Origin of the sequence: Staphylococcus sp. HMSC13A10 (assembly GCF_001808005.1) — a bacterium.
GTDB lineage: Bacteria > Bacillota > Bacilli > Staphylococcales > Staphylococcaceae > Staphylococcus > Staphylococcus pasteuri.
The window spans coordinates 226,466-243,272 of sequence record NZ_KV791856.1; the positions used below are offsets into that span (position 1 = coordinate 226,466).

37 protein-coding genes and 1 pseudogene are annotated in these 16,807 nt (G+C 33.1%); 3 read left to right on the top strand and 35 right to left on the bottom strand.

The features are described 5' to 3' along the window. Positions 1 to 9: 9 nt before the first annotated feature. The 24 genes and pseudogenes from HMPREF3125_RS05580 to HMPREF3125_RS05680 form a co-directional block, all read right to left on the bottom strand. Positions 10 to 1,672: pseudogene (locus HMPREF3125_RS05580) on the bottom strand (terminase TerL endonuclease subunit). Further along, the gene (locus tag HMPREF3125_RS05585; RefSeq protein ID WP_017636900.1) at positions 1,669 to 2,028 is read right to left on the bottom strand and encodes a hypothetical protein; all 360 of its coding nucleotides are present in this window, start codon (positions 2,026 to 2,028) and stop codon (positions 1,669 to 1,671) included. The pseudogene HMPREF3125_RS05580 and the gene HMPREF3125_RS05585 overlap by 4 nt, the downstream one beginning before the upstream one ends. Positions 2,029 to 2,227: 199 nt before the next feature. Further along, positions 2,228 to 2,551 (bottom strand): HNH endonuclease, encoded by a 324-nt coding sequence (locus HMPREF3125_RS05590; RefSeq protein ID WP_017636901.1) that lies wholly within the window; start codon positions 2,549 to 2,551, stop codon positions 2,228 to 2,230. 129 nt (positions 2,552 to 2,680) lie between these two features. Continuing rightward, complete coding sequence (locus HMPREF3125_RS05595; RefSeq protein WP_017636902.1) at positions 2,681 to 3,112, bottom strand: hypothetical protein; 432 nt, start codon at positions 3,110 to 3,112, stop codon at positions 2,681 to 2,683. A 108-nt stretch (positions 3,113 to 3,220) separates the two neighbouring features. After that, positions 3,221 to 3,595, bottom strand: a complete 375-nt coding sequence (locus tag HMPREF3125_RS05600; RefSeq protein ID WP_017636903.1) for an SA1788 family PVL leukocidin-associated protein — start codon at positions 3,593 to 3,595, stop codon at positions 3,221 to 3,223. Between the two features lie 85 nt (positions 3,596 to 3,680). After that, the gene (locus tag HMPREF3125_RS05605; protein WP_017636904.1) at positions 3,681 to 3,884 is read right to left on the bottom strand and encodes a DUF1514 family protein; all 204 of its coding nucleotides are present in this window, start codon (positions 3,882 to 3,884) and stop codon (positions 3,681 to 3,683) included. Further along, the gene (gene rinB, locus HMPREF3125_RS12670; RefSeq protein ID WP_017636905.1) at positions 3,884 to 4,057 is read right to left on the bottom strand and encodes a transcriptional activator RinB; all 174 of its coding nucleotides are present in this window, start codon (positions 4,055 to 4,057) and stop codon (positions 3,884 to 3,886) included. Before rinB ends, HMPREF3125_RS05605 begins: the two co-directional genes overlap by 1 nt. Next, on the bottom strand, positions 4,050 to 4,202 hold the full coding sequence (locus HMPREF3125_RS12490; RefSeq protein WP_017636906.1) for a DUF1381 domain-containing protein: 153 nt from the start codon (positions 4,200 to 4,202) through the stop codon (positions 4,050 to 4,052). The genes rinB and HMPREF3125_RS12490 overlap by 8 nt, the downstream gene beginning before the upstream one ends. Next, positions 4,202 to 4,408: a DUF7448 domain-containing protein gene (locus HMPREF3125_RS12890; protein ID WP_017636907.1), complete on the bottom strand. Its 207-nt coding sequence runs from the start codon at positions 4,406 to 4,408 to the stop codon at positions 4,202 to 4,204. Before HMPREF3125_RS12890 ends, HMPREF3125_RS12490 begins: the two co-directional genes overlap by 1 nt. Before the next feature lie 201 nt (positions 4,409 to 4,609). Next, on the bottom strand, positions 4,610 to 4,867 hold the full coding sequence (locus tag HMPREF3125_RS05615; RefSeq protein WP_017636908.1) for a hypothetical protein: 258 nt from the start codon (positions 4,865 to 4,867) through the stop codon (positions 4,610 to 4,612). 36 nt (positions 4,868 to 4,903) lie between these two features. Next, positions 4,904 to 5,224 carry a MazG-like family protein gene (locus HMPREF3125_RS05620; protein WP_017636909.1) on the bottom strand — a complete coding sequence of 107 codons (321 nt, stop codon included), beginning with the start codon at positions 5,222 to 5,224 and terminating at the stop codon, positions 4,904 to 4,906. Positions 5,225 to 5,245: 21 nt separating this feature from the next. Continuing rightward, on the bottom strand, positions 5,246 to 5,602 hold the full coding sequence (locus tag HMPREF3125_RS05625; protein WP_017636910.1) for a thermonuclease family protein: 357 nt from the start codon (positions 5,600 to 5,602) through the stop codon (positions 5,246 to 5,248). Continuing rightward, positions 5,599 to 5,799, bottom strand: coding sequence for a hypothetical protein (locus HMPREF3125_RS05630; RefSeq protein ID WP_017636911.1), 201 nt, complete (start codon positions 5,797 to 5,799; stop codon positions 5,599 to 5,601). The genes HMPREF3125_RS05625 and HMPREF3125_RS05630 overlap by 4 nt, the downstream gene beginning before the upstream one ends. Then, positions 5,796 to 6,476 (bottom strand): hypothetical protein, encoded by a 681-nt coding sequence (locus HMPREF3125_RS05635; protein WP_029056515.1) that lies wholly within the window; start codon positions 6,474 to 6,476, stop codon positions 5,796 to 5,798. Before HMPREF3125_RS05635 ends, HMPREF3125_RS05630 begins: the two co-directional genes overlap by 4 nt. Before the next feature lie 6 nt (positions 6,477 to 6,482). Further along, entirely contained in the window at positions 6,483 to 6,917 is a 435-nt protein-coding gene (locus HMPREF3125_RS05640) for a DUF3310 domain-containing protein (RefSeq protein WP_017636913.1), read from the bottom strand. A 4-nt stretch (positions 6,918 to 6,921) separates the two neighbouring features. Then, positions 6,922 to 7,179, bottom strand: a complete 258-nt coding sequence (locus HMPREF3125_RS05645; RefSeq protein ID WP_017636914.1) for a hypothetical protein — start codon at positions 7,177 to 7,179, stop codon at positions 6,922 to 6,924. Between the two features lies 1 nt (position 7,180). Then, complete coding sequence (locus HMPREF3125_RS05650) at positions 7,181 to 7,531, bottom strand: helix-turn-helix domain-containing protein (RefSeq protein ID WP_017636915.1); 351 nt, start codon at positions 7,529 to 7,531, stop codon at positions 7,181 to 7,183. 11 nt (positions 7,532 to 7,542) lie between these two features. Next, complete coding sequence (locus tag HMPREF3125_RS12820) at positions 7,543 to 7,701, bottom strand: hypothetical protein (protein WP_017636916.1); 159 nt, start codon at positions 7,699 to 7,701, stop codon at positions 7,543 to 7,545. After that, positions 7,702 to 8,109, bottom strand: a complete 408-nt coding sequence (locus tag HMPREF3125_RS05655) for a RusA family crossover junction endodeoxyribonuclease (protein ID WP_017636917.1) — start codon at positions 8,107 to 8,109, stop codon at positions 7,702 to 7,704. A 9-nt stretch (positions 8,110 to 8,118) separates the two neighbouring features. Beyond that, positions 8,119 to 8,346 (bottom strand): DUF3269 family protein, encoded by a 228-nt coding sequence (locus HMPREF3125_RS05660; RefSeq protein WP_017636918.1) that lies wholly within the window; start codon positions 8,344 to 8,346, stop codon positions 8,119 to 8,121. Beyond that, a complete protein-coding gene (locus HMPREF3125_RS05665) occupies positions 8,315 to 8,545 on the bottom strand; it encodes a hypothetical protein (protein ID WP_017636919.1) in 231 nt (76 codons plus the stop codon). The genes HMPREF3125_RS05660 and HMPREF3125_RS05665 overlap by 32 nt, the downstream gene beginning before the upstream one ends. Continuing rightward, entirely contained in the window at positions 8,542 to 9,789 is a 1,248-nt protein-coding gene (locus tag HMPREF3125_RS05670; protein ID WP_017636920.1) for a DnaB helicase C-terminal domain-containing protein, read from the bottom strand. The genes HMPREF3125_RS05665 and HMPREF3125_RS05670 overlap by 4 nt, the downstream gene beginning before the upstream one ends. Beyond that, positions 9,779 to 10,132: a hypothetical protein gene (locus HMPREF3125_RS05675; RefSeq protein ID WP_017636921.1), complete on the bottom strand. Its 354-nt coding sequence runs from the start codon at positions 10,130 to 10,132 to the stop codon at positions 9,779 to 9,781. The genes HMPREF3125_RS05670 and HMPREF3125_RS05675 overlap by 11 nt, the downstream gene beginning before the upstream one ends. Before the next feature lie 5 nt (positions 10,133 to 10,137). After that, the gene (locus HMPREF3125_RS05680) at positions 10,138 to 10,884 is read right to left on the bottom strand and encodes a DnaD domain protein (protein ID WP_026083463.1); all 747 of its coding nucleotides are present in this window, start codon (positions 10,882 to 10,884) and stop codon (positions 10,138 to 10,140) included. A 44-nt stretch (positions 10,885 to 10,928) separates the two neighbouring features. Between HMPREF3125_RS05680 and HMPREF3125_RS05685 the strand changes: the two genes are divergently transcribed. After that, positions 10,929 to 11,411 (top strand): hypothetical protein, encoded by a 483-nt coding sequence (locus HMPREF3125_RS05685; protein WP_017636923.1) that lies wholly within the window; start codon positions 10,929 to 10,931, stop codon positions 11,409 to 11,411. Between the two features lie 23 nt (positions 11,412 to 11,434). On the opposite strand, the gene HMPREF3125_RS05690 is transcribed toward HMPREF3125_RS05685, so the two are convergent. From HMPREF3125_RS05690 to HMPREF3125_RS12825, 6 genes are all read right to left on the bottom strand, one after another. Beyond that, positions 11,435 to 12,100: a putative HNHc nuclease gene (locus HMPREF3125_RS05690; RefSeq protein ID WP_070452451.1), complete on the bottom strand. Its 666-nt coding sequence runs from the start codon at positions 12,098 to 12,100 to the stop codon at positions 11,435 to 11,437. A 13-nt stretch (positions 12,101 to 12,113) separates the two neighbouring features. After that, the gene (locus HMPREF3125_RS05695) at positions 12,114 to 12,527 is read right to left on the bottom strand and encodes a single-stranded DNA-binding protein (RefSeq protein WP_017636925.1); all 414 of its coding nucleotides are present in this window, start codon (positions 12,525 to 12,527) and stop codon (positions 12,114 to 12,116) included. Then, entirely contained in the window at positions 12,527 to 13,150 is a 624-nt protein-coding gene (locus HMPREF3125_RS05700) for a Sak single strand annealing protein (protein ID WP_017636926.1), read from the bottom strand. Before HMPREF3125_RS05700 ends, HMPREF3125_RS05695 begins: the two co-directional genes overlap by 1 nt. Continuing rightward, positions 13,143 to 13,370 (bottom strand): DUF2483 family protein, encoded by a 228-nt coding sequence (locus HMPREF3125_RS05705; protein WP_017636927.1) that lies wholly within the window; start codon positions 13,368 to 13,370, stop codon positions 13,143 to 13,145. Before HMPREF3125_RS05705 ends, HMPREF3125_RS05700 begins: the two co-directional genes overlap by 8 nt. Beyond that, positions 13,342 to 13,560 (bottom strand): hypothetical protein, encoded by a 219-nt coding sequence (locus HMPREF3125_RS05710; protein ID WP_017636928.1) that lies wholly within the window; start codon positions 13,558 to 13,560, stop codon positions 13,342 to 13,344. The genes HMPREF3125_RS05705 and HMPREF3125_RS05710 overlap by 29 nt, the downstream gene beginning before the upstream one ends. Before the next feature lie 75 nt (positions 13,561 to 13,635). Further along, the gene (locus HMPREF3125_RS12825) at positions 13,636 to 13,809 is read right to left on the bottom strand and encodes a hypothetical protein (protein ID WP_017636929.1); all 174 of its coding nucleotides are present in this window, start codon (positions 13,807 to 13,809) and stop codon (positions 13,636 to 13,638) included. A gap of 110 nt (positions 13,810 to 13,919) precedes the next feature. Here HMPREF3125_RS12825 and HMPREF3125_RS05715 point away from each other — a divergent pair, with 110 nt between their 5' ends. Then, on the top strand, positions 13,920 to 14,234 hold the full coding sequence (locus tag HMPREF3125_RS05715) for a hypothetical protein (protein WP_017636930.1): 315 nt from the start codon (positions 13,920 to 13,922) through the stop codon (positions 14,232 to 14,234). A 126-nt stretch (positions 14,235 to 14,360) separates the two neighbouring features. Here the strand turns inward: HMPREF3125_RS05715 and HMPREF3125_RS05720 are convergent, their stop codons facing one another. Then, complete coding sequence (locus tag HMPREF3125_RS05720) at positions 14,361 to 14,678, bottom strand: DUF771 domain-containing protein (protein ID WP_017636932.1); 318 nt, start codon at positions 14,676 to 14,678, stop codon at positions 14,361 to 14,363. A gap of 58 nt (positions 14,679 to 14,736) precedes the next feature. Here HMPREF3125_RS05720 and HMPREF3125_RS13025 point away from each other — a divergent pair, with 58 nt between their 5' ends. Then, positions 14,737 to 14,859 (top strand): hypothetical protein, encoded by a 123-nt coding sequence (locus HMPREF3125_RS13025; RefSeq protein ID WP_017636933.1) that lies wholly within the window; start codon positions 14,737 to 14,739, stop codon positions 14,857 to 14,859. Here HMPREF3125_RS13025 and HMPREF3125_RS05725 read toward each other — a convergent pair. The 4 genes from HMPREF3125_RS05725 to HMPREF3125_RS05740 form a co-directional block, all read right to left on the bottom strand. After that, positions 14,849 to 15,082, bottom strand: coding sequence for a hypothetical protein (locus HMPREF3125_RS05725; RefSeq protein ID WP_017636934.1), 234 nt, complete (start codon positions 15,080 to 15,082; stop codon positions 14,849 to 14,851). The genes HMPREF3125_RS13025 and HMPREF3125_RS05725 overlap by 11 nt on opposite strands. A 289-nt stretch (positions 15,083 to 15,371) precedes the next feature. Further along, positions 15,372 to 15,590 (bottom strand): type II toxin-antitoxin system antitoxin TscA, encoded by a 219-nt coding sequence (tscA, locus tag HMPREF3125_RS05730; RefSeq protein WP_017636936.1) that lies wholly within the window; start codon positions 15,588 to 15,590, stop codon positions 15,372 to 15,374. An 11-nt stretch (positions 15,591 to 15,601) separates the two neighbouring features. Next, positions 15,602 to 16,393, bottom strand: coding sequence for an antA/AntB antirepressor family protein (locus HMPREF3125_RS05735; RefSeq protein WP_070452454.1), 792 nt, complete (start codon positions 16,391 to 16,393; stop codon positions 15,602 to 15,604). Beyond that, positions 16,393 to 16,587: a helix-turn-helix domain-containing protein gene (locus tag HMPREF3125_RS05740; RefSeq protein ID WP_009382133.1), complete on the bottom strand. Its 195-nt coding sequence runs from the start codon at positions 16,585 to 16,587 to the stop codon at positions 16,393 to 16,395. The genes HMPREF3125_RS05735 and HMPREF3125_RS05740 overlap by 1 nt, the downstream gene beginning before the upstream one ends. Positions 16,588 to 16,807: the final 220 nt, after the last annotated feature.

A 16,807-nucleotide genomic window follows, 5' to 3' on the forward strand; every position in this document is an offset into this window, starting at 1 on the left:
CTCCCTTCTTTAGAACCTTAAACCACGTAACAAGTCTATCTCATCATCTAAGTTAGAATCTTTTAACTCATCTGCTCTATATAACGCATGTATAAGCGCTTGAAAACCATCAGTTTTACGTCGGATAGGCTCTTTCTTTTCATACTCTTTGTTGCCGTCTTTACGAATCTTAACGGCAACATTCTGTGTATACCAACGCATGAGAGGATTATCTCCAAATATTAAATGACGTTGTGCAAACATGTCCTCAACACGTGGTGCTAACAACGACTGAATCGCTCTAGTATTTTTTAATTACTTCATATTCAATACCTGCATCTTCAAATAAGGGTCTTAATAAATCCATTCTGAAGTTATCAGCTATTACTTTTTTTAGCCCATAGTTTCTTTGTGCTTCACTAAACCAATCAATAATATGTTTAGGGCTTATTGTTGGCTCATCTACAATTGTTAATAAGCCTCTTTCTTCCCATTCTTTAATAGGTGGCTTTAACTTATAAGTATCTAAAAATTCTTTTCTTGCAAATGAGTGAGTCTTCCAAATGTAATCTTCGCCTGAACGGAACAATAATCCAACTGCTGCAAAGTCTTTTAAACTTGCATAGTCTAAACCACCGATACATTCATTATTTTCTAAGGGCGGTATAGGTCGATTAGTCGCCATGATGTCGTCCCAAGGTGCTACAACACTTTGTGAATCAGTTTCAGGCATATTCATACGCTTTGTCATAAACTCTGGTCTATTAGATGGATTAAACTTAAGTCCTAAATACTGTTGATGTACTTCTTTGAAAAGTTGTTTACCGTAATCACTTGTAGGCTCTTCGAACATGGGATTCGCTTTTTCCCATTTTTCAGGTTGATCAAGTTCATCCTTATCATCAATCTTACAAATGAATGGGAATAATCTATCTTCAGGGCTAATACCTTTCAATACATTATCTGCACGTTCTTTCAATCTATCTAAAAAGCCTTCTCGAACATATCCATCTGTACCGATATAGAACGTTCTAGGATGCGCAACCTTACCTAAACCACTTCGTTTAATATTGATAACAGAATCTTTCTCATACCCATGAATCTCATCAAAGAAAATGCAACCCTCACGTGCACCGTCTTTTGTTTTTTCATTAGAAGTATCAAAAAGAAATTGCGATTTAGTTGATAGCCCTTCTACATAGACCTTACTTAAGTAAAAAGGGTTATTAGGTCTTTCAGCAGTTACATATAAATCATTGCCCTCAATCATTTCATATATTTCTCTAAAGCTAACCTGTGCTTGCTTTTCACTATTAGCAACCACTGACATATTGTATTTAGGTATGCCATGTAAAGGTGTCATAAAAAAAGCACCTAATGTGCTAATATAACCATTTTTACCTCCACCACGTGCCATTGAAATAAAGAACTCAGAGAAGTAAGGTGTCATTGTATCTTCTTCATACAAAAATACAAAACATGATATAAATTTTTGAAAATCTTGTAGTGGGAAAAACCATTTTTCACTAAACTTGATGTAGTCTTCAATTCGTTGTGTGTCAAAGTAAAGATCGTCACGTTGCAAAATGTTATCTTCTAAAAAAGATATTAACTTATGACGTTCTTTATTAAATAAAGCTTTACCTAATTTACCTTTTTCTATATAGTCTGTAACGTATTTAGGTATCTTCATGTTAAATCAGGTCCTTTCGCAGCTTCTTCTAATCGTTTTTGCTCTGCCTTCTTATCTAATTGGAATGATTTTTCCAATGCAAGTAATGAGCCACTGACTTTATTCTTCTCTGCAATAGCAGGGTTAGCCTTAACAAATTCTTGACTTGCGTTTTTAACAATTGTAATTGGACCTGACTGTTCAATATATACATCTAATGCATAGAAAAGTTTTAATAAGTTGATATAACGTTCTACTTTTTCGACTTCAACATTATTATTGGTGTCAATTTGTGACATTAGAAAGTCTTCTGAGTTATTTATCTTTTTAATTTGATTAGGTGTTAACTTATCTTTTAAATATTCGTCATTTTTCATTTGCCCTCCCCCTTTCATATTTATTTGAATTAGATAATATTTTTAATTGTCAATCCCCTAATGTATCTATTAAAGCTTTAAACTCGGATAATTGACCCAAGCGCCGGTTTCCGACAAATCCTTTAGGTATGGGATTCTTGAAACCGGGGGGGATTTTACAATTTTATTTGTATTGTATAATTTAATTATATAAATGTTTTTACCATTGTTCGTCATTAAATTTTATTTCTTTTCTGTTTGGATTAAATTCAAATCTACCATGTTTTTTATTATGATGATATTTGCATAAGGTTTGTAAGTTATCTAATTCATAAGCAAGTTCTGGATGAGTTTCTAATTCAAGAATATGGTCAACTTCTAATGACTGATGTTGATTGATTGTTAGCTTACCTTTTTCTTTACATCTCACGCATTCATAATGATCTCGTGCCAATACTTGCTGTCTTGTCTTTCTCCATTTGGCTCTCATGTAGAACTTACGGTTATTGTTCCTTATATCTATATACTCACTAAACTTGCTCACTATAATCACCTTGTGCATAACAAAAGACACACCACTATGTGATGTGCCTCTTATATTCTTATCGTATGACTATATTATAATGTTATTAATATAACTAATGCACATAACCTTCGATGTCTTCTATCTCTTCTATCTCTTCGATGTCTTCTCATCATAGTGTCCACGTTGTGCATCCATATACACACTGACTATCTCATTGATACATGCATAGAACTTAGAGTCACTATTAATCTCCATTAAGTCCTTAATAGTCTTATGCTTAACTCCTAGCTTTAGCATCTGTAATATGTGATAGTTCTTTTCATCTGTGATGTAGTCCTCATACTTATCTATGAACTCCATCTTCTGTAGTATCTTAATGTTACGTCGATACTCTCTATTCCTATCTAACACTTTGACTAATACCTTATCACCTGTACCACCTTTAGCTTTAGGCATTACTGCTTCTATACCATACTGTGCAGTAGATGTACTATCTGCATCATATACCTGTGCTTCAATAATATTACGCATCCACTTATAATTGTCTATCATGTTTCTTACTTCGTCACGTGTATACATCTACTACCTCCGTTACCTACATTTAGTACCAGGTACTAATAATAGTATAAATTATAAAGGTACTAGAGTAAATTAGTACCTTTACCTTAAATATATATATAATTAATTTTAAACTCTTTGCATTCTTCCATAGCAATCCTTTTTCAGTTTGACAAAAGAATTGTTATCCATTTGACTTTGTACATACTCTGAACGCCCATGTAATTGTCTTACTTTATATAGCCATGGTTTCTTTAGAGTATTTCGTGTGTCGTTACTTTTATCATTTTTATTAGCAATTTCTAAATTTTTTAAAGATTTATACTCAGCATATTGAGTACGGCTCATACCTTTAGGTACGTTAAACACTTCTTCTTCAGTCCAATTATCCCTTATTCTGTTACTAACAATACCATGATCTAAAGCATTATCTTGCATCTTTTGTAGTTCCAAGTTAGTTAGCTCTCTTTTTTCATTTTTAACTTTAATGGTAGTCTTTAACATTTAAAACATCTCCAGATTGTTTGTATAGTGTTTTTCATTTTATATCAAATCATGGTATTGAGCTACCCTACTTTTTAAAAAATTATTAATTTTTATTAAACTTGTTAGCTACCTTTTCCATTTCCTCTTGTAACTCTCTAATCCCTTCTTCACCATTATCTTTAACAAAACGAGTAAATAAGTATACGTTAGTGTATCTCAAACCGTTGTTTTCATTACGTAACATACCATTATTTCCAACAAGGAATAATATAATAACTGCAAGTATGATTGATATGATTATCCACATTAGTTACTCACCTCAGCGTTTAAATGGATATGATCATGTTGGTTAAAGTCTTGTGGTGGTTTATCAACTTCATCTTCTCTATATCTGTAGTGTTCAATTACTGCATTAGTAACGTACTTACCTAGCTCATACATTGCTAATGTGAATAGTAATTTTAAAATATGTTTAATCATTGTCTGCCTCCTCATATTTTTTCAACGCCTCTTCCTTACTCTCTGCCTCAACCACCGTAAATGTTTGATTATCTCTCGACTGTGTAACGTGGTTGTGTTTGCGTCCTGTTGAATCTGTGAATGTTGTGATTAGGTATTGTGTCATTAATGTTCAACCACTGGATAATGAACGTCTTTAATTTTTAATGAGCAAACACTGTAATAAAAGTCACCATTACCTGCATCCGCATAACATTCACCTTGTGCAATCGGATTTTGATTATGATACAGAACTACAGTAGCAAGACTTTCACTTTCTTCATATGGATAATCCTCAATTTGAGGACGTGTAATTTCGTCTTCTATTTTCACGTTAGTAATAACTGCGTCTAGCTTTACATTCGTCCATGTTCCCCCAGCGTGTGCACAGCAGTCTTGTTCACTTTCAACTATTTCAATTACTGTTCCATCATCTAGCGTTAATGTTTCATCGGTCCAAGCAGTTACTTTTTTATATAATATTTGTTCTTTTATTTCTTAAAAGCTTTTGTAATTAATACCATACATTCCCACTCACTCCTTAAAATGTTTATCTAATTCTTTATTAACATGGGATATTACTCTTGATTGATTCATTTCTTTACGTTGTTCTTCCATTCTCTTATAAGCCATAGCTTCAAATTCACGGCGTTCTTTATTTACTTTATCTCTGAATTCTTCATACTCTTTTTTATTTTTGTTATATAACGCTAGAGCTACAATAATTGTTAATACATACAACACAGCGAATACACCTATCGCTAATAAACCTAATAAGAATAAGTCGTTCACTTCCCCAACACCTCCCGAATTTTAGTCAGAATATCTTTATCTTTCGATGTCTTCTGATTTGATGAAGCTCCCGTCTTTTGACATGACTCCTGTTCTGTCTTTAATCTCTCCATAAGCTTGTTCTAAACACTCCCGTAACGTCATATTATTTTGTTGGGCCAAAATCACTAAAGTAACAACAACGTCTCCTATACCGTCTCTGAGAGCGTCTGTGTTGTCTCTGCATAGTGCAGCAGCAACCTCACCCATTTCTTCGCTTGATTTAGCATACTGTGTAAAGCTATTACCTTTATCAAGTCCTTTATCGATACTCCACTCTTCTACTGCTTTTACTAATTGATCTAATTGATTAGTCATTATCGTTGTCCTCCGAATTGATTATTTTGATTCATTCCATTTCGAATTAGGTTTAATTAATTGATTAATGTGCAGATCATCATTCAACGAACGTATCTCATCACCTGTATCATAAAAGACATTGGCTAAATATCTGCCGAAAGCATCATCTTTATACGTCTGAACATATATTTTCTTATTCTCTACACATTGCTTAGTAAAGTTAGTAGCTTTACTATAATTTTCTTGACCTCTCTCTGGCGTATCAACATTGAGTAACCTGACACGCCTTTTAGCAAATGTTTCAAACCCTAAATCTAAATCAATGTCTAACGTGTCCCCGTCAACAACATTGGTACATGTTGCTTTAAATGTGTATAGTTGTTTTTTGATGTTCATCTCATACACTCCCTATTACTTTTAATGTGTTCTTCTAATACTTTCATCGTGACTTTACTTCCAGCCACCTTAACCACAAAACCTTGTACGCCTTTTTTACGCAATTCACTTTGTATCTGAGTTGGTGTCTTGCCTGCTGTATCGTATTTATAACGTTGGTTGATCGTTGATGAGAGTTCTAATGTGTTAGTTGTCATTGTGCTGCCTCTTTGTAATCAGTTACCCACATGAACATTAATCCATCTTCAACGTGGTTTCTATTACATTTCCTTGATACATTCGTTCTATCTAAATTCATATGCTTACTAGCCTCTCTAGTGCTTGAATACTCTTCAACAATGTTGTTATTAGAATCGATTAGATATACCGCTTTAGAACAACCTTTATTTATTCTGTACAATCTATATTTCTTGAATGACGTTGCAAATAAATTATCTGCGGTGATGTCGTTGTAAATTCTATTTTTAGGATACGCGTGCATACCATTCTGAATACCTGCAATAAAAGTTTTAAATACTATGTCGCTAGCTCGATGATGTTTATTTTTGTAAATGATGTTCAATGAACCTTTGTTGTTATTAGCAAATTTAAATTGTCCGTCTAATGTCTTAAATCTACCTAGATTACTTACATACAATTGATAATGTTCATTGAACTTCCAAACTTCATCACTTACTTTTATAAGCTCATTAATTTCTTGTTTCTTTTTTATACGTGGTAGTTTGTCTGTAAAGAAACAATTTAGTTTATAGTTAAACTGACCTTTGTGTTTCTGTTGGTATATTGTCATTTCTGGAATACCAGTAATATAACTTAAATGCTTAACAGTTGTTTTAGTGATAGTATGTGCAAATGGTTCATACATATAGATCATGATTAATCACTCCATTTTTTCAAGTAATCTTCCTGCATAGTCATACGCTTTTTTGATATCTTCTTTTTCATTGTCTTTTCTGCCACTACGCACAGGGTATTTAATCATATTGCCCTTCATATAGCCTTTGAATTCTTCAAATGAAAGTTGTTGATATAAGAATTCAATCACGTCTATCCCGTCACTACCTTGATAATGTTTCGGTGTTCTATTAGATACGCCCACTACTTCATCTAGCTTTTGTGTAAACGGTAAGTCTACCACAACAAAATCATCATTATCAGTTAGTCTGTAGGTTTGTCCATTATGCATAATCAAGTCGGTAAAATCCTCACCAGTCACTAAATTTTTGCAACGTTGAGTATACTTACCATATTGCGACTGTCCATTATCTCCTATAAATTGCACCCAATCTCCAGCATTTAAATCTTTTATCCTCATCTCTCTATCCTCTTTGCACTCTGCCGTATGAATCAGTTTTGATTGTTGCGATTAAATTATTTCTTTCTAGATTTCTAAAATAACTACTATCAACTCTGTTCTTTTTCAATAATTCCAATGAACGTTTGGCTCTAGCTAATCTTTCTTCTCTACGTTTACGTTTTAATTCTTTTTCGTGTCTCATCTCTGCTCTTTGGATTTCGTACAATTGCTTTGAATTCAACCCATCGCCTTTATAGAATTCTGGAACTTGTTCAATCATCTTAATTAACCACCTTTAAATTTATTTTTTTGCCACTAATTAACAATTCTTTACTACCTGTTTCAACTAATTCATTTATTTCTTTCTTAGTTAAAATCAATTCTGGGATTTGTTTGTAACCATTAGATTTATTTATTTCGACTTGTTCGAATAAATCGTCAAACTCTACTTTCAAATAATTTTGTATATTTCGTCTTACATTATCCGAGATATATCTTTCTCCGTTTACTAATCTAGATAGATAGGTTTGATCAATGTATATTTCACTTGCGAACTGTGTATATGTCATATTTCTTTCATTTAAAATCCTATCTAATTCTTCTCGCTTTATTGCACATTTGATTACTTTCATTTACTCCACTCCTAAAATTCTTCTATAGATACCCCAGTTACTCTGTGATAGCCCTGAAATACATCTGACGGACTATCTTTTATATCTTTGATTAATTGTTCTTTATTATTTGTTTCTTCTTGTATAATCACCTTGATTGTGACTTCCGCGTTTACTGTTTCTTCTGGCATTTAATCCACTTCCTTTATGACCATGACGATTTTCGATTCTTCGGCATACATCTTGTAACTATCTATATGCACTACTTGATTATCGTCTTGCCACACATGTTTATTTGCAGCGTCTAATACTGTCTTAATCAAATTATCTACATCTGGCTTAGTACGTTTATATGTGCCTATTGCAATTAACTTTCGTTTCTTGGACCAACTTTTCGGTGGTTCAAAATAAAAGTACAACGACACTTTCAAATTCTTATCTGTTAATAATTTCGGCATTTGTCCCTGTATATACGTCTTGTGCTTTGTGTATGATGTTGGCATATAAGTTTGAACAAATTTACCTGCATTACGAAACCTTGGGCGAGGTGATCCAATAGGTGCTTTATATGTTTCATTAAATTTAATTTCTATTTCCATGTGCCACCTCTACAAAAATTCAAATAAGTTTGCTTGTAACCCTAGTTCTTTTTCGTATCTGAGGTCATACACGCCCTTAAATCGTTTTAGCTCACTATCTGTCATGATTTTCTTTTCGTCGCTAAAATGAGCTCCTGTGAGCGAATAAACCTCATTTGTATCATCTTCATACTTGATGACTTTAATATCTTCCGTGCCATCTTCTCTATATAGGTAGTACCTTTCGATAATTCCCATCTTTATCTCTCCATTTCGTCTCGTTCATGATTAACTCCTGGACGTCTTCGTACTGATTAAATGGTGTTATTGTGCCAGCTTTTAACAATCTATCTAACGCCCACCCAACCTCTAATAGTGTTTTAGCGATGAGTGAGTCGTTTTGATAATCTTCTCGATACATAATGCCTAGTAATTTTTGATATTCGTATACTTTCATCCAATAAACCTCTGCGTTTTTTTATAAAATTCTATATGTGCCACGCCAGTTTCTCCGTCTTTATTTTTCGATATGATAAACTCAATATCAGACTTACCAGTATCCACATCAACTTGATCTTTATCGTAATAATCATCACGATAAAGAAAGAAAATCATGTTAGCGTCTTGTTCAATACCGCCTGCCTCTCGTAAATCAGACATCATAGGGCGTTTATCATTACGAGATTCAACACCACGACTTAACTGCGATAATGCGATGATGATACAACCTGTTTCTTTTGCGATGATTTTTAAATCACGAGATATCTTTTCGACTTCTAACCTTCTATCTCTTTGAGGTACGTCTGATTGCATAAGTGTTAGGTAATCAATAAAGATGACATGAGGTTTATCTGACTTTTGAGACGCTACTTCCCTAACGTCTTGTGGTGTCATTTGTGCTTGGTCTTCAATCTTTAATGACTTGCACTTCTTGATTTGGTCAATTGCTTTCATAACATTTGAAACTTCATTGTCATCAAGTCCATTACCTTGTTTAATTTTGGTAAGTGGTATGTTTGTAATAGACGCTACTAATCTCTCGACAATGTTGTTGCCACCTGTCTCTAAACTGAAAAACGTTGTTGGATAACCTCGTCTTGCAATATTCCACATCATTGTTAAAGCAAGTGCCGTTTTACCTAACGACGGTCTAGCACCTAACACATTGAGTTGACCTGGTTCAAAACCAATAATTTTATTGTCTATAGATGAAACCCCTGTTTTAATAAATTGTTTCGGTTCATCAGATAATATGTTTTCGACAACCTCAGCTAAAAAACTATCAGTAGCGTCAGCTTTTTTAATCGTCATGCCCTTTAATTTTTCTAATTCCTCGACCAAATAATTAAAATTATTCTTAGTTGGCATTGATTGATACTCTGAGACTTTCTCACGAGCCTGTGACAAGACGTATTCTTGTAATAGGTTCAATTGGTCATCCATAAAAAATACCTTGTCAGTTCCCTCTGAGTTGTATATTCGACCTAGTCTCTCAGTAGATATAAATTCGTTGTCATCACGACTTTTAAAATAAATTTGATTAACATCAACTTTGCCTTGTTCGAGTACATATTCCAGAAACCCTTTTAACTTCTTGTCAGTAAACATCTCTGGTTTTAATCTGAATTTGCCTAGTAACTCTGGGTTACGCATAAGATTAGAAATTATCGACTCTTCGGTGTTCAATACATCAATAGTCATCATCTAACCCCCAATCTTCTTTCATCTTTTGCCATTGTTCTCTTAACTGTTGTCGGTTCTTTCTGAATTCTTTATCATGCTGCATTCTATATTTATCAGTTTGTTCTTCTGGTATCACTGCACTTTCCATTTCTGGTGGTTTACGATCAATAATTTGTGCAATTGTAGGTTTATAACGGCTTTCCCTAATGTATTTCTTAGTTTTGTGTAAGGTTCTGTCGTAGTCGCCATAATTCATGATTTGTTCTAACCACAAGTCAAACTTGGTATCATTAAACTTCATATCGTAGACATTATTAACTAGCTCTATGATTTCGAATGCTTCAGCCTTAGTCATTGGCATAATGTCTAACCTCCTAATATTTCTTGTTTCTTCCTAGCTAAGTAATCATCTTCTTTAGGTTGTTTAGGTGTAACCTTAGCTATTGCTTTTTCTTTAGTATCGACACCGTCTTTATTCCAGTTCTCTAATACTTTGATAAGGTAGTTAATACCTTTGTTGTTTTCTTTACAGTAATCAGTAGCTACAGTAACGATGTCTAGTTTGTTATCTTTAAAGTCATTTATAGTCTCTTCTAGTTGTTGTGCTTTTAATGGACTTTGTATAATTTCTAAATTATTACTAATGTATTGAAATACATGTGACACGACGTCCTTGTCTCTCTCTGAAGAAGTCTCTGTGTAGTCTCTGGTATTGGTCGGGTCATTTTGACCCATTCCATCGTGCCAATTTGACCTCATCGTCGGGTCATTTTGTCCCGATGGTCGTTCCACTAGTTTGTTTAACGTTTCATAATTAACTGAATACCATTTTGTACGGTCAAAGCCAGCTTTGTTATAGTTGCCAACATGTAATAAATTTTGTTTTTCTAAACTTCCAAATGTACGCTTGATAGTCCTTTCACTCCAAAACGTAAATTGCTTTTGCCATTCAGGGTAAGAATTGTAAATCCATTTTTTACCATTATGATGGTGCTTGCTGGTATTTAACCAGTAATGAATTTGTTGTAATATGATTGCCTCGTTAAGTCCTATCTCAGTTGCTAACTTAGGCAGTACGAGTATTGGATAATCGTCAATCAACAAGTTGTTCATCCACTCAACTCCTTTTTGATATAATATTTTTGAGGTGTTAAAAAATGAATTGGATTTCTTTAATTGCGTTAATAGTTTCAATAATTTCTTTATGTTTAACAGCTTATAAGTACTGGCATGACTACAAAGAAAATCAATTGAAAATTTCAGTAGATTTAAAAAATCATTTTGTCTCTTATGAAAGGAATGTATTTGAATTGAATGTAATAAATGAAACTAAAAATCCAGTTTCTATCACTAAAATAGTCTTAATAGATGAAGATAAAAGCTCAAAATTTGAATGTATTCAAAACAAAGTGTTATTAACTAAAACTAAACACATTAGAAATGAAAGCAGTTTGTTACCAATTAACCTAAATGCCTATGCTTCTCATAAGATATTTATTGTTTTTGATTTAGAAAAAATTTTGAATGCTTACAATTTTGAAATTTACACTAGTAAAGGTGTTTATATTACTAAATACAAAGAGAAACAATTGAAAGAACAATCGCTATTAAACTTAGGATCAGTATCGATAGATAAATGATATGATCACGTTTTTTCATACATTCACCTTCCTTTAAGCATTCTATTGAGTCGTTCATCTACGTCCACCCAACTGTCATGTAATTTGTATTTCTCATTAAAACTGTCCATGCCTATGTTGTGCTGTTCTCGATGATGACTTGAACACAAAGCTAATACTTTGTTGTCTATATGATTAATCTTGCGTCTGTTACGTCCTCGTCCTACTGCTTGATAATGTGCAAGTTCTGCATGTGGTTTGCCACATATGACACAGTTACGATTGACCGTCGACCAGTAAAGAAATGATCTATCATTTTTTAGTAGGTCGCTTGTTTTATAGTTAAGTGGTATATCGTTGTGGAATATCCAGTCCAACGTTTCTTCTATAACTTGGCCTGCTTGTGTACGTGTACAGTCACTTAATGAAATGCGGTTGTCGTAGCCGTAGTAAGTCCTTACGTATTCGATGAATAAATGCCTCATGTAATCCATTGACGAGCCTGTATGAGCCTCTATGTCCTTTACAAGTGCAAATATCTTTCTACGTTGTTTACCAGTGATTTTGAACGGATCTACGACCTGCACATCGACCTCGACTTCTAAACCGTTATCGAGTAGTAACGTTTCTTTGTTTCCTAATTCAACACCAGAGATGACGACGGTTGTTGTGCCATCATCTTCAGTGATGTAATTTTTGATTAAAGCCATTTAATCAGTCCAATCAGAATGGTAAATCGTCATTATCTATATTTACGTTGTTGTCATTATTGAATGGATTATTACCACTTTGCTGTTGTGGTTGGTTGTTAGATTGATTGTTATTCTTTCGTTCAATAAAAGTTACGTTGTTAACTGCAACGTCTGTAGTGAACACTTTCTGACCCTGCTTATTCTCATAACTACCAGTTTGAATAGAACCAGTAACGCCGATTTTATTACCTTTTGTAAAGTTATTAGCGATAATTTCTGCAGTCTTACCAAACGCAACACAATTGATGAAGTCTGTTTCGTATTCATTCGTTTGTTTATTCTTAAATTGTCGTTGGACTGCAATTCTGAAATTAACCACATTACTGTTTTGACCTTTTAGTTCTGGATTAGCTACTATATTTCCGATTAGATTTACTGTGTTCATTATTCAGTCTCCTTTTTATCTAACTGTTTTAGTCCTGCATCTAATTTTTGATATACTTGTGCGATTTCTTTTTGATTCACTTTGTTTATGTTACTAATGCCTAGCCAACGCATTGTTTTATCTAATGTTGCGTCTCTACCTTTTTCTTGTGATAAAGTTACAAATTGATTTATTTTATCTTCTAACTCAGTAATTGCATTGTCGCTTGCACTTGGTACTTCTTCGCCGTTATAGATATAAAGACCTAATCCATGAAGTGCTGCAGCTTTCACGAAACAACGCTTTTGAGCTTTGTTTATATCAAATGTTGTTGCGTTACCTTTAGGTAGTGACTTATTTTTGAAGTCCAATACTGGTAACCACTCTGTTTCAGTCTGACCTTTAACAGTCACTGACACTTGTACAAAATAACCCTCTGGTGTAGCTAAATATGGTACAAAATAGTTTTCTAAAGGTATATCTGGGTGTGGGAATTCATGTGTTTTAACTGTGTAATTGCTATCTATTTTCTTTAGTTCTTGATGTGCATAAGACCACGCAAGATAAGTTAAACCGTTTTTCTTTTCTACATGTTCATTTACATCTTTACTGTTTAATTGATTGAATAATGTTTGTTCAGTCATACTCAACCTCCTCATATTCAGTTGTTTCTTTAACGATTTTTTTAATAGCTTTGTGTTTAGTCATGTCAATTACTGAGTTATCCATACCGTCGAAGTCTTTTGCGTCTCGTCTATTAGTTGAGTATTTGATATCTGGAAAGTTTTCACTAGGGCGATTAGTAATATATAATTCATCGTCAATGTCTTTACGTTTAATGAGATAAGTCACTGTTTCTTTCATCTGCACATTCTCCTTTTAAAATTTTGAATGCTCTTTTGTACATTTCTTTTTGTTCTTTATACATATTGATTTCTGATTGCATAATTCGTCGTTGACGCTCTAATTCTTCATCACGTTCAGCTAGTTGAGATTTAAGTCGCCATTCGTTCTGCCATGCGATTTTGAGTAATTCCAATAATTGCTCTTGCATAATACCTCTCCTAGTTTTATAATTTATTTGTGCCTTTTTTCTAAACTTTTACTTTTTTTACTGAATGCTATCCGACTAGCATTCAGTCTTTTTTTTGTTGTCGAAGTAGATGTATTCGAAGAATATAAACACTCCAATACTAATAACATTTGCAACTCCTACTGCAGTGATGAAGTTTATTCCTGCAAAAGTGAAGAACAGCGAGAACACTACCCATGCTAATAATGCGATTAAGAATGATTTGTTCATTGGTAACACTCCTTTCTGTTGTATACTTGTATATCTTTACTGCAATTAATTTTCGCTCCATATTTTCGTGCTATAATCCTTTTATCTAACGTGAAAGGATGGTGAGAAATATGGAGAACGAAGTAAAAATAGATTTAGTACGTCAATATCTATCGAATGCTTTAGATAACAATTTCAAAATGATGATTGTACTCGATGGTAATTTGGTTATTGGGAAACCTTATACTTCTGAAAATAAAGATGATAATTTTATAAGCCAACTCCAAAATTTAAGTGATGACGCACAAAATTATCATGATTTGGAAATTGGTTTTAACTTAAAAGAAGTAATGTTATATTCAGGTAATACTCAAATTAATTTGACTCATCTTTTTGTTTGTTACGAAAAGATTTCTGCGGTTAGTTTGGCACCCGAAGATCAATAACTCTTAATTTCGTTATTTCAGAATCTAAGTAATTTAATCTATTCTTAATTCTCTTAGCATTCCTAACTTCCTCTACCAAAATTGCTGTTAGGAGTGCTATTTTAATGAGTTGTAGTATCTTCATATTCATCTCCCCTTTCTGTGTATTTCTTCGAAATGTTCATCAATGAATTTATTCATCTTTCTTGCGTTGAATCTCCAACGATTTAAACTCTCATCTGGATAATGTGCGATTCCTTGTTGTTTAAGTAACTTTTCAAATTTAGGATTGAATAATAATCTGTCTTTGATAGTGTCATCAGATGACATTTTCAATTTGCGTTTTAACTCTTTTAAGTCCCAAACTGGATCAAGTGAGTAATTTAACAATTCATCGTATTCATCTTTTGCGATGAGTACATGTGTGTCGGGAATTGGGACGGTTACGCTAAGTGTTTGCGTCATCTTAGGTGCTCCTTTCGTGTATAATGTTGTTATCCCTTTGTGAAGGGAGGTGTTGCCTATGGCTAAGGATCATATGACCATCGAGACATCTTGTCCTAATTGTGGTAAACGTATGAAAATTACAACCAAGAAGAAACACAATAAATGTCCAAGATGTAAACTCGATTTTGTTAGAAAGTAGTCTCGAATGGTATACCTTCATCAATTAATTCATCAATCGTGTTTTTAGATTTTTCTAATTCTCTAATAGCTTTGTTTATTTTTAATTTTTTAATTTCTAAATCTTTTCCGTTAATGTTTAATTGATGAATAAGTTTAGGTCTTTTTCTATCAAGCACCTTTTTAGTAACTATTGCAGTAGTTGCTATTAAGAGTGCTTTTTTGATTAGATTTAAATATTTCATTCCATTTCCTCCTTTAAATTGTTTGTTCGATTGTTTGGTATAATCACCGTTGGTAGAAAAGCTTTCTGGAAAACGACTTTTAAAGTCTTAATCCCTTCTATAACAGGAGTATTTGGAATGCTTCTAGCACTATTAAAATTATTAGTAAGTAATTAAAGAAGTTTAGTTTTCTGTTAATATCAACTATTTCCCAACCAGTAATCTTGATGTGGTTGTCACTACATCGAGATTTTTTATTTTCTTCTCGCATTCCATTCACTCCTTTAAGTTGTTTGTTCGATTGTGGGTATTAATCATTTTTGGGTTCTGGTAATAGTTCGAAGTGTTTTTCTAATTCTTGTGCTGCCCAACGCATTACTTCTTCTAAGTGTTGTTCTCTGCTTACTTCTATTGTTTCTATCTTGCCTGCTTCTTCTATAGTGTGTTCGTATGTTTCTGATTCATCGTTACTATCCATTTGTAAGTAATAATGAACAATCGTAAGTATGTTTCTTTGTTCTGGTGTCATCATGATTCCTCCTATATTTCAATCGCAGATGGTCTAACATCTTTGATGAATTGAATTATTAGGTCTACGTCTTTACGTTTGATGTGGTTGTTAGGTGCGTTACCTTTCATACCAAGATTTTTTTTAGACTTAACTAATAATTTAGATTTAACTTTTCCTAATTGATGACGATACTCTTCTTTAGCTTTCCTGTTTGCTAATGCTTGTTCATATACATCTCCGATTAGGAATTCATCTATCGTTACTTGAATACCAGCTTTACCTAGAATTTGTTCAGCTTTAGACTTGATAGCAAATTTGATAGCGTCAATGTCTTGTGGCGTTACATATTCGCCTTCGAATTTTTCGTTTAATTCTTCTAATTTCTGATTACTTACTTTTCCTGTTGAAATTAAGTAATCGAGTTTGTCACTAACTAATTGTTCAATAAGTTGGTTCATATCATCTAATGAAGTAATTCCGTATGCACTCGCTAACTCATTATGTTGTCTTTCTACTTTGATGAAGTAACCTCTGATTTTTCTTCCAATTTCACTACGTTGTATCATTGAAATTTCTTTCGCCATGTCTAGTGTCATGATGTGGTTGAGTTGTTCATAAGTACGTAGTCTTTTTTGACTTTGTACTTTTACACTTTGAATGATATAGTCGATATTTTCTTCAAAACCGTATGCAATCATCCGTTCCATCCATTTATCATATTGAGTTCCGATTTCTAATCCTTTGTGTAATTCACGACCACTTACTGCAACTGTTCCATCTTCATTACGTTTTAAATTGAATAGCTGTTGAATTTCATTCATTAACTTTTCACCTCTTCTTTGATTTCTAAGATTTTCGCAATTCGTTTCTTTTGTTCAAATGCATCTCTACGTCCACGTAAGATATCTGATAAGTAAGCACTTGAAATACCTAACATATCTGCTAGTTGCTTATTCGTGATGTTACGTTTAAGTAATTCCATTCTTACTTTCATGCCGAATTCTGTTGTTGCCATGATTACACCTCCATTAACTTTTTTACTAAGCATATAAATTATCCATTGAATTAAAATAACTTTTGTGCTAATATTTAAGCATAGCTTAATAAACCTATAACAACGCAATTAAGCACTGTTAAATCGGTTGCTGTCACTCGTTCCCTAACGAATATTTGTTATTTGTTTAATGGCTAAATTTAAAGCTTAAATACAGTATAATAACTTATATGCTATTTGT

Excerpts from the sequence above, each read along its gene's own strand:
- HMPREF3125_RS05695 (WP_017636925.1), bottom strand. The coding sequence starts at position 12,527 with ATGAACACAGTAAATCTAATCGGAAATATAGTAGCTAATCCAGAACTA.
- HMPREF3125_RS05680 (WP_026083463.1), bottom strand. The coding sequence starts at position 10,884 with ATGAACAACTTGTTGATTGACGATTATCCAATACTCGTACTGCCTAAG.
- HMPREF3125_RS12825 (WP_017636929.1), bottom strand. The coding sequence starts at position 13,809 with ATGAACAAATCATTCTTAATCGCATTATTAGCATGGGTAGTGTTCTCG.
- HMPREF3125_RS05585 (WP_017636900.1), bottom strand. The coding sequence starts at position 2,028 with ATGAAAAATGACGAATATTTAAAAGATAAGTTAACACCTAATCAAATT.
- HMPREF3125_RS05715 (WP_017636930.1), top strand. The coding sequence starts at position 13,920 with ATGGAGAACGAAGTAAAAATAGATTTAGTACGTCAATATCTATCGAAT.
- HMPREF3125_RS05635 (WP_029056515.1), bottom strand. The coding sequence starts at position 6,476 with ATGATCTATATGTATGAACCATTTGCACATACTATCACTAAAACAACT.
- HMPREF3125_RS05605 (WP_017636904.1), bottom strand. The coding sequence starts at position 3,884 with ATGTGGATAATCATATCAATCATACTTGCAGTTATTATATTATTCCTT.
- HMPREF3125_RS05705 (WP_017636927.1), bottom strand. The coding sequence starts at position 13,370 with ATGAAAGAAACAGTGACTTATCTCATTAAACGTAAAGACATTGACGAT.
- HMPREF3125_RS05645 (WP_017636914.1), bottom strand. The coding sequence starts at position 7,179 with ATGATTGAACAAGTTCCAGAATTCTATAAAGGCGATGGGTTGAATTCA.
- HMPREF3125_RS05740 (WP_009382133.1), bottom strand. The coding sequence starts at position 16,587 with ATGGCAACAACAGAATTCGGCATGAAAGTAAGAATGGAATTACTTAAA.
- HMPREF3125_RS05630 (WP_017636911.1), bottom strand. The coding sequence starts at position 5,799 with ATGACAACTAACACATTAGAACTCTCATCAACGATCAACCAACGTTAT.
- HMPREF3125_RS12820 (WP_017636916.1), bottom strand. The coding sequence starts at position 7,701 with ATGCCAGAAGAAACAGTAAACGCGGAAGTCACAATCAAGGTGATTATA.
- HMPREF3125_RS05625 (WP_017636910.1), bottom strand. The coding sequence starts at position 5,602 with ATGAACATCAAAAAACAACTATACACATTTAAAGCAACATGTACCAAT.
- HMPREF3125_RS05600 (WP_017636903.1), bottom strand. The coding sequence starts at position 3,595 with ATGTTAAAGACTACCATTAAAGTTAAAAATGAAAAAAGAGAGCTAACT.
- HMPREF3125_RS05735 (WP_070452454.1), bottom strand. The coding sequence starts at position 16,393 with ATGAATGAAATTCAACAGCTATTCAATTTAAAACGTAATGAAGATGGA.
- tscA (WP_017636936.1), bottom strand. The coding sequence starts at position 15,590 with ATGACACCAGAACAAAGAAACATACTTACGATTGTTCATTATTACTTA.
- HMPREF3125_RS05670 (WP_017636920.1), bottom strand. The coding sequence starts at position 9,789 with ATGACTATTGATGTATTGAACACCGAAGAGTCGATAATTTCTAATCTT.
- HMPREF3125_RS05650 (WP_017636915.1), bottom strand. The coding sequence starts at position 7,531 with ATGAAAGTAATCAAATGTGCAATAAAGCGAGAAGAATTAGATAGGATT.
- HMPREF3125_RS05665 (WP_017636919.1), bottom strand. The coding sequence starts at position 8,545 with ATGAAAGTATACGAATATCAAAAATTACTAGGCATTATGTATCGAGAA.
- HMPREF3125_RS12490 (WP_017636906.1), bottom strand. The coding sequence starts at position 4,202 with ATGACACAATACCTAATCACAACATTCACAGATTCAACAGGACGCAAA.
- HMPREF3125_RS05595 (WP_017636902.1), bottom strand. The coding sequence starts at position 3,112 with ATGTATACACGTGACGAAGTAAGAAACATGATAGACAATTATAAGTGG.
- HMPREF3125_RS05620 (WP_017636909.1), bottom strand. The coding sequence starts at position 5,224 with ATGACTAATCAATTAGATCAATTAGTAAAAGCAGTAGAAGAGTGGAGT.
- HMPREF3125_RS05710 (WP_017636928.1), bottom strand. The coding sequence starts at position 13,560 with ATGCAAGAGCAATTATTGGAATTACTCAAAATCGCATGGCAGAACGAA.
- HMPREF3125_RS05700 (WP_017636926.1), bottom strand. The coding sequence starts at position 13,150 with ATGACTGAACAAACATTATTCAATCAATTAAACAGTAAAGATGTAAAT.
- HMPREF3125_RS05690 (WP_070452451.1), bottom strand. The coding sequence starts at position 12,100 with ATGGCTTTAATCAAAAATTACATCACTGAAGATGATGGCACAACAACC.
- HMPREF3125_RS05720 (WP_017636932.1), bottom strand. The coding sequence starts at position 14,678 with ATGACGCAAACACTTAGCGTAACCGTCCCAATTCCCGACACACATGTA.
- HMPREF3125_RS05655 (WP_017636917.1), bottom strand. The coding sequence starts at position 8,109 with ATGGAAATAGAAATTAAATTTAATGAAACATATAAAGCACCTATTGGA.
- rinB (WP_017636905.1), bottom strand. The coding sequence starts at position 4,057 with ATGATTAAACATATTTTAAAATTACTATTCACATTAGCAATGTATGAG.
- HMPREF3125_RS05640 (WP_017636913.1), bottom strand. The coding sequence starts at position 6,917 with ATGAGGATAAAAGATTTAAATGCTGGAGATTGGGTGCAATTTATAGGA.
- HMPREF3125_RS05685 (WP_017636923.1), top strand. The coding sequence starts at position 10,929 with ATGAATTGGATTTCTTTAATTGCGTTAATAGTTTCAATAATTTCTTTA.
- HMPREF3125_RS05660 (WP_017636918.1), bottom strand. The coding sequence starts at position 8,346 with ATGGGAATTATCGAAAGGTACTACCTATATAGAGAAGATGGCACGGAA.
- HMPREF3125_RS05675 (WP_017636921.1), bottom strand. The coding sequence starts at position 10,132 with ATGCCAATGACTAAGGCTGAAGCATTCGAAATCATAGAGCTAGTTAAT.
- HMPREF3125_RS13025 (WP_017636933.1), top strand. The coding sequence starts at position 14,737 with ATGGCTAAGGATCATATGACCATCGAGACATCTTGTCCTAATTGTGGT.
- HMPREF3125_RS05725 (WP_017636934.1), bottom strand. The coding sequence starts at position 15,082 with ATGAAATATTTAAATCTAATCAAAAAAGCACTCTTAATAGCAACTACT.